The sequence below is a fragment of the Weizmannia acidilactici genome (genome assembly GCF_008974225.1).
Taxonomy (GTDB): domain Bacteria; phylum Bacillota; class Bacilli; order Bacillales; family Bacillaceae_C; genus Weizmannia; species Weizmannia acidilactici.
This window is the reverse complement of the sequence record NZ_BKZR01000096.1, coordinates 1-1493: the sequence shown is the minus strand read 5'-3', so window position 1 is coordinate 1493 and position 1493 is coordinate 1. Positions and strand designations below refer to the sequence as shown.

The 1493-nt window shown below is 50.4% G+C and carries 1 protein-coding gene; it reads left to right on the top strand.

The features are described from left to right. Positions 1 to 170 precede the first annotated feature (170 nt). On the top strand, positions 171 to 1394 hold the full coding sequence (locus tag GBH70_RS16370; RefSeq protein WP_151682010.1) for an IS110 family RNA-guided transposase: 1224 nt from the start codon (positions 171 to 173) through the stop codon (positions 1392 to 1394). The last annotated feature ends 99 nt before the right edge of the window (positions 1395 to 1493 follow it).

The following is a 1493-nucleotide window of genomic DNA, read 5'->3' as shown; positions in this document are numbered from 1 at the left end:
GTCTAACCCGTAGGCCGTTCCTCCGGATCTCCGTGCTGGAAATGAGCAGTTCCAGGCAGCCCACGGCCCGGATGAGTTCTCATACGCGAGGCTGACAGATCGGCAAGCCATCTGGGGATATCCCGAAGCGTCCGATTCCATCGATCCCAATACAGAGAGGAGGAAATCATATGCCCTTATTTGTCGGTATTGACGTGAGCTCCAAAAACCTCGATGCCTGCCTGATGGATGGAATGGGGGAAACGTTGGCCACCCAAACGGTGACAAACAATCTTCCCGGTGCCTCTGAGTTAAGAGACGCCATCCTCCAACATGCGGAGGCGGATGACACCATCCAGATCGCCATGGAGGCCACATCTGTGTATAGTTGGCACCCGGCAATGTTTTTTCATGAAGATCCCGAGCTAAAACAGCGTCGTACAAAGGTGTTTACCCTGAATCCGAAGCTGGTGAGAAATTTCAAAAAGGCTTATGCCGAGATGGACAAGACCGATCCCAAAGATGCCTGGGTAATTGCGGACCGCTTGCGTTTCGGGAGATTGCCGAAATCCGTGATTCAGTCAGAACAATACCTTGCCCTTCAACGGTTAACACGGATGCGCTATCACCTGATTCAAAGTTTAACCCGGGAACAACAGGTATTTTTGAATCATCTGTTTTTCAAATTCAGTGCCTTTAACCTTGAAGTGGATACACCGGTCTTCGGCCATGCCATAACGGAATTTTTGCTTGAGGCCTATAGCCTCGATGAAATTGCCCAAATGCCTCTGGAGGACTTAGCGATGTATCTCCAGACCAAAGGCCATGGCCGCTTTAGCGATCCCGAGGATTTGGCCGCATCCATCCAAAAAGCTGCCCGGTCCTCTTACCGGCTTTCTAAATGTGTGGAGGATTCGATTGACTTGGTCCTGGGCAGTTCTATTGAGATCATCCGGCATCTTAAACGCCAAATCAAGGATTTGGATAAGGCGATTGCCCGCGTTCTTGAAGGAATCCCGAATACCCTCCAGACCATTCCGGGAATAGGCCCGGTGAGCTGTGCTGGGATTCTCGCTGAAATCGGCGACATTGAGCGCTTTGACGACCAAGCCGCGATCGCAAAATTTGCTGGATTGTTCTGGCCCCGCCACCAATCGGGTGATTTTGAGGCTGATGACAAAATGCTTGCGCGTACAGGCAATCGTTATCTCCGGTATTACCTGGTTGAGGCTGCCAATCTGGTCCGGCGACACGAACCTGAGTACCGCGCCTTTTACCAAAAGAAATATCGTGAGGTGCATAAGCACTCACACAAACGCGCCCTCGTCTTAACGGCAAGAAAACTGGTGCGCCTGATCGATGCGCTGCTCCGCAACGATCAAATTTATGCGCCGAAAAAGAAGGTGACGCGATGAGGTAACCAGGTAACCATCATCGATAGCCTGAACTTGAAAACTTCCAGATTATTCCAATTATCTGGAGGCTTAGTTCAGTATTGCCATTTTTACGACATA

Excerpts from the sequence above, each read along its gene's own strand:
- GBH70_RS16370 (WP_151682010.1), top strand. The coding sequence starts at position 171 with ATGCCCTTATTTGTCGGTATTGACGTGAGCTCCAAAAACCTCGATGCC.